General features: G+C 41.2%; 3 protein-coding genes. 1 reads left to right on the top strand and 2 read right to left on the bottom strand.

Going from position 1 to position 6,882, the window contains the following annotated elements:
- Positions 1–1,914 (bottom strand): right-handed parallel beta-helix repeat-containing protein (locus QZU77_RS10045; protein ID WP_295603704.1); only part of this gene is annotated, 1,914 nt, incomplete at its 3' end.
- Positions 1,915–2,372: 458 nt separating this feature from the next.
- Here QZU77_RS10045 and QZU77_RS10040 point away from each other — a divergent pair.
- Positions 2,373–3,071: a thymidylate synthase gene (locus QZU77_RS10040; RefSeq protein ID WP_295603702.1), complete on the top strand. Its 699-nt coding sequence runs from the start codon at positions 2,373–2,375 to the stop codon at positions 3,069–3,071.
- An 8-nt stretch (positions 3,072–3,079) separates the two neighbouring features.
- Here the strand turns inward: QZU77_RS10040 and QZU77_RS10035 are convergent, their stop codons facing one another.
- On the bottom strand, positions 3,080–6,769 hold the full coding sequence (locus tag QZU77_RS10035; RefSeq protein WP_295603700.1) for a C1 family peptidase: 3,690 nt from the start codon (positions 6,767–6,769) through the stop codon (positions 3,080–3,082).
- Positions 6,770–6,882: the final 113 nt, after the last annotated feature.

The following is a 6,882-nucleotide window of genomic DNA, read 5'->3' as shown; positions in this document are numbered from 1 at the left end:
CTTACATGCGTTTTGGGAAGGCACTCTAAAGCCGGAGTCATAGATTCTGATGACTTCCTTAACGATAGGATCCTCTGACTCCCAGTATTTTCCGTCGCTAAATGCCCATACATAATTATGGAATCCTGATGACTTCAAGTCATCAATATGCTCTACAAAATTATATATCAGGATTTTAAGATATTCTCCAACGGGCTCATGGTTGATGGAGTTCTTTAGTTTCTCCATTGAATGGTCATAGACCCCTGCATATGGGTTGGTGTTGTATCTTTCAACACAAAATGCCAAGTAGCCCTGGTCCGTTTCCATCAGGCTTGCGATATTGTGGCTGGAAGCGGAACTGCCTATCACAATCCCTCGTGTCTCTTTCTCATTGACGAATATTTCATCATCCCCAACAATGTTGTTGTCGAGATTGGACATGTTGAGAATGTACATCGCATCCCCGACTGTTGCACGATTGCCTGTGAATGTCGAGTCTGCAATATCCGAGTTATACATGAATATTGCTCCTCCGAATATGGCAGTGTTGTTTTCAAGTATGGAGTTTATCAGTTTGGAGTTTGTCAAATCGACTGCTCCACCATAATTTCCGGCACTGTTGTTTGCGAAAACTGAATTGTTGATTACTGATTTGCCTGTTGCTGAAACTCCCGCTCCACCATATCTTGCAGTGTTGTTGATGAATCTTGAATTTGAAATGTAGTTGCCCGAAACAACTCCAGTGTCAGTGTCATCATATACAAGGTATACTCCACCTCCTGCGGAAGCATAGCCGTTGGTGAAGTTGCAGCCGTCAATGTTACAGTTTTTCGCATTGAAGAATATGGATCCTCCATGGTAAACCGCACTGTCTGAGTGGAAGCTGGAATTTGTGACTGTCAGGTGGTTGCTGGATACATATATTGAACCGCCCTTGCTTGCGGAGTTGTTTTCAAAGTTGCAATTGTGGATTGTTGCGTATTCATTATTTGCATATATTGCACCTCCCCTTGTAGCCTTGCATGACTTGAATGTGGAGTTTTCAATCACCACATTTGGGGTGTAAAACCATATGGAACCTCCATAGGCAGCAGATTCGAATTCGAAATTCGAGTTTTTGACTGTAGCCTTATTGCCTGCAATGTACATTGAGCCTCCGCCGTTGGCGTGATTCCTTTTGAATGTGCAATTGTCTATCACAACATTCGAGTAAGTGTATATTGCGCCTGCCACGGCGGCATCGTTTGACTTGAATGTTGAGTTTCTTATTAACCCGTCAGTGCCTTCCCAAAATAGCGCACCTGCATTGTATGCCTGGTTTGACTCGAAAATGGAGTTTTCAAGTGTTCCTTTAGCAGATCTCCAGGACAATGCTCCTGCACTGCTGGTTGAGGCAGTGTTTGACTTGAATATAGTGTTGTTGACTATTCCGTTTGCTCCTGAAAAATAGACCGCACCTGCAGAGCCGTCAGCAGTGTTGTTTTCAAATGTGCAATTGTTTATTGTTACATTTGAGCCAGTGACTATTAATGCGCCTCCCTCATTGGAAGCATGCGCATTTATGAATCTCACATTGTTTATAACAACATTGGATGATTGGATATTGAATATTCTGGCGGAACCTGAGGCGTCTATCGTATAGCCGTTCCCGTTAATTGTTACTGGTTTTGAAACGGTTATCCCATCGCTTAAAGCCTCATCGCCGGGAGAGTACTTATAGTTTTTTTCAAGGTTTAGTGTGGTTTCATCACCATTCACCATTTCGGACAGTTCTTTGAAATCACCGCCTCCATCAGCAAGAATATTTTCATTGAGGGGGTCTTCAACAGTTAATATTTCATCAAAAGTAGTGTTTTCATTAGCGTTAACTGCCGTTAAAGATATTAAAACAAGAAATATTAAACCTATAAGCAATGTCGTCTTTATTTTCATTTTGATTTTCACCCCCTTTTACTGTTGTTAACTATAGATAAGACGTAAAAAAAATTATAGTTAATCTACCATTATATAACATCCTATATAAAGTTTACAAATCGATATGAAAATCGTGAAATTTGACAATAACTGAAAAGAATTAGAAAAAAATGTATACAGTCATAATAATTATATGAAAATAATTTATACAATCCCATAATAATTAAAAATATTGGAAAATAAACTTTTAAAACCCCTCAAAAAAATAACAATTAATATGAAAATAATGCAATCAATTAATTGCCTGAGATATTTTTTATAGAATTGTGATCATGTCCGGCCGGCCTGAGATGAGTTTCGTTTTCCCTTGCCCCAGTGTTTTTTTGACTCCATCAAATTGTGCATAGCATAGATTAATTAATCATTATATACCTTGAAAAACATAATTAGTAATAGTTTAAAAAGGTGCTATTCTTATGTTAACAATTAATCAATGCTACTTAGATTTTGTTGATAAAATCTTGAAAAGTGGAAAAGAAACATATAAAGACTCAAATCATCATTTAGTCGAAAGTCTGGGAAACTTCTACATCATTGATGATCCGTTCAACCTGAAGTTCAGGGCAAAATACCAACACTACACCCCTGAACAGTTATTGAATGACATCAAGTCAGGAAAATTCGACATGGAAGGCAATCCCATAAAAAGCGATGCACTCTACGAGTATGTGAAATCAGCTGAAAACCCTGATGACCAGGGCTTCGTATACACTTATCCTAATCGTATCTACGCCCACTTCGATGTTGACCAGTTCAACACCATGAAAAAGAGGATATTGACCGCTACCGGTTCAAACCGTGCAGTGGCAGTTACAATCGACCCTCAACTGGATGCTGACCGTGAGGACATTCCATGCCTTCAGTTCCTCCAATGCATTGTTAGGGACAATGAATTGACCATTCACTGCATCTTCAGAAGCAATGACATTTTCGGCGCATTCTACTCAAACATGTTCTTCATAGCATACCTTGGCTTGAAGATGAAGGAGGAAGTCAACAAGGAAATCATTGGCGAGAAGCTGAACTTCGGCGGAGTCCATTACCACTCAACCTCAGGCCACATCTACAATACCGATTTGAAGGCCGCTCGCAATCTAATAAAATCCAATAAATAAGGTATCTTTTACCTTATCCTTATCTTATTTTTAACCTTAACGTTACCGTAACTGCTTGTGATGGTGTATTTTCCTTTTTTCATGTTTTTAAGCTTTAATGTGGCAATTCCCTTCCTGTTTGTTTTGACCTTATATGCCTTGCCCTTGATTTTGAAGGTGATCTTCTTGTTCTTGAATGCCTTGCCCTTGGAGTTCAATAGCTTGGCGGTGTATTTGATTGTCCTTGCCTTTTTATAGGCCTTGTTTTTTGTAATCAGAGACTGCTTTACGGTTATCCTGTTTGATGCCTTGAATCCCTTGTACTCTACAGTTGCAGTGTAGCTTCCCTTCTTGAGCTTGACCGATAGTGTGGCGTATCCGTTCCTGTCGGTTTTCAATGTATATGTTTTTTTGTTGACGGTCACCTTGACTTTAAGGCCCTTGGAGAATTTCATGTTGTCATCATAGACCCTGAACCTATAGGTTGTCTTGTAGGCATTGTATCCTGTTGCGTCCCTGTTTTCGATTATTCTAGCCTTGACTGTGATTTTGGCTGAAGAGGATGATTGGACATAATCCTCATCGCCTGCAAACTCCACATTGATGTTATAGTTGCCAGCTTTTAGGCTAATTGGTATTGTCATCTCCCCATTGGAATCTGTTTTGCCGGTCATCCCTTGACCGTTTAGGGTGAGTGTCACCCGCTTGTCCTTCAGCGGCACACCCATGTAATCTGCCAGCCTTATTTTATATTGTGTTCCGCTGTGGTCTACTGTTGTCAGGTCAGGCAGGGAGAATGCTGTCTTTTTGACGAGTATTGTGAAGTTGAATGATTGACTGTCGCATTCGAAAAGGTTCCTGTCAAGACTTACGGTCAGTTCATGCTCCCCGTAATCTAAGTATGTCAATACACTGTCCAATAATCCATTGACCAATGTGAACGTATGGTTTTTACCGTCCAGCATGAATATGACATTGCCTGTCACGTTTTTTGAGATGTTTACATGAACGTTGAGGTTCTCCCTTTCAACATCGATATTGCAGGTCATGTTGACATCATGCCTATCTACAAATATTGATTGATTAAATGATGAAGTGTTATAACCTATTGCATTAAAACATACGTCGATTGCATTTACTCCACGCTCGAAATTATATGTCAACTTTGCAATGCCGCCATCCACATCAACCCTGATGATTTCACCGGATAAGTTGAAAGTGACGGTTCCGCCATTGACCGGCCTTCCGTACTGGTTCATGACATGAGCGGTCATCACCACAGGATTGTAGCCGTTATAGTCAATGTCCAATGACAATGTGGTGTTTATAATCTCCAATATTGTGAATGCCTTGATGCATGCAACCTGTGAATTGTAAGAATGATTAGGGTATGTTGCCTCCAAAGCATACAGGTCAGTCCATGTGCTGCCGTCAAAGCTAATGAATGACATGTTCTTGCCGTAGAAATGATTTTTCAGGCTGATTTTCTCGGATATAGGAACTCCAACATCACCCTGAACACTGATTTTGAACATTGCCTCGAAAACATCTCCCTTTAAAAGGGGAATGAACTCTCCAAGCTCGATGGTCTGATACCCTGGTCTTGAATGGCCTGTTTTGGTTAACCTAACCTCATCATTCACAGTGATTGTCAAATCCCAATCGGTGTTTTGCCTGAAATAAGTGGACACTGCCGCCAGGTACTCGTCATCGGTTGAGTTGAAGCGGTTCCTGTACCATGCAGCGTTGGCGTTCTTTAGGAAGTAGTCAGTCTTGCCCGGCAGGTCGTACTGGTAGTTCTTGTCATACTTAACAGTGTCGTTGAAGACAATGGCGAAGCATGATTCCTCAACACCCACCTGTGCGCAGCTCACATCATAATAGGACACGTAGAAGTATCCGTCATCGCCCCATTTCGGACCCCAGCTGTTTTTAACTATCCATGCTCCCCTGCCTGGAGCCTGCCTGATTATGAGGCTGTCGTCCCATCCGACTATGGTTACCGCATGATTCGGAGGAAGTATTCCATTGTAGTACTGCACATATTTGCCCAATATCTCATCGTAATGAGGAGTCATGAAAATTCCAGTGCTCACTCCTCCGTAATTCATGATCGTCCTTTTGATTTCATCATTGTCGGTGAATCCGTTTCTTTTAAAGAAGAGTATGTTCTGGATATGGGTCAATGGGTTTATTGCACCTGAAACGCTGTTGTAATCATCATATATATCCTGTGATTCCAGCACCGGACCAAGCCAGCTTGTCAGATACCCAATGCCCATGTCATCATAGCCGCCGTCATTAGCTGACATGTTCCAGCCGTATAATGAGTACTTGGACATGAGGTTCTTCATATTGTTCTCTGACAGGTCGAATTCCAATCCGCTGGCCTTGAATATAGCGGATTCAAGAGCGGATAATGTTGAAAACGCCCAGCAGTTACCGCCGTTGACCTGGTTTTTGACTGAGGTTACAAAGGGTGACAGGTATTTATAAGGCAAGTCCCCGGTGAAATCGGCATCAGTTGTGAACAATGTGTAATTGCCATCGGATAGGAATACATTGAACATGTCGACCTTGAAAATGTCCTCTGATTCAAGTCCGGTATTGTTTTCATAATAATTGTAATTGAAGAATGTCTTGTTGTTGGCGAGGGAGTATATGAATCCGATTCTGCTTGCATGGTTGTTTTCAAAGATATTGCTTGTCAAAACCAGATTTTCCAATGCATTGGCGAAAATCGCTGAACCGTAGCCTGCACCATTATTGTTGAAATGAGAGTTGTCAACAGTCAAATTGCCGTAAATGGCAAATATTGCTCCGCCCTCATTTGAGGCAGTGCTGTTTTGGATGATGATGTAATTCAATTCAGTGTTTGATTCGATTAATGCGATGGCCGCACCGGATTGGGCTTTGGAATTTGATATTGTGATGTTGGCTGCTGCAAAATCATATGACTGTGCAAAAATAGCTCCTCCCAGATTGTTAACTGACTTATCACCATCAAATATTGAATTGATTATCCTGAACCTTGGCTTGGAACCGTATTGGTTCTCGCAGGCTATTGCGCCTCCATAGCCCAATGCAGTGTTGTTCATGAAGCTGCAGCCAATGGCCTGCAACAGTCCCCCATTAATGAAGAGGGCTCCTCCACAATAGGCTGAATTGTTGATGAATCGGCAATTGGTGAGGTAAGTGTCGTGCTGATGTGAAACAGCATAGACTGCACCTCCATACGAGAGGTCATTCTTCACTGCGTTTGCGTTGGCGTTCTCGAATATGCAGTTGGTGGCGTTCATTATGCCCCGGTTCATGATTGGAGTGTTTATGAATGTGACGTTGTCAAGCGTGAATCGAGTGTCCACCATGAGCACGCTACCGTTACCTCTTATGATTGTTTTTTCAGGGTTTTCCCCATGAATGGTGATGTTGTTTTTAGATTTCAAGGGGGTGAAATTATATTCGCCATCCCTCAAGTGAATGACGGTGTTATCCCTTACCCTCTCATCGGTCAGGCATTTATATGGATTGTCAAAAGACCCGTCGCCAGTGTCGTTTTCAACTGATGAGTCGAAGTAACAGTCATCGGATACGAACTCGATAGTGTATCCCAAATCATCATCCGTGGAATTGTCCTCAGCGAAGCTGAATGGAATCATCAAACATACTATAGCAATGATCAATATCATCATAATGGATTTTCTGGTGTTAAAGAACAATATGTTTTCCTCCTAAAAAAATATGGTAAACTTATATTGTCCTTTATGATATAAATAATTATTAAAAAAAGATTGAAAAGAATTATTTTTTAATTCTGATAGTGTTTTTAACG

The organism is uncultured Methanobrevibacter sp. (genome assembly GCF_902774605.1).
Classification (GTDB): domain Archaea; phylum Methanobacteriota; class Methanobacteria; order Methanobacteriales; family Methanobacteriaceae; genus Methanocatella.
The sequence above is the reverse complement of the archived record's forward strand: the minus strand, read 5'-3'. Positions and strand labels throughout refer to the sequence as shown.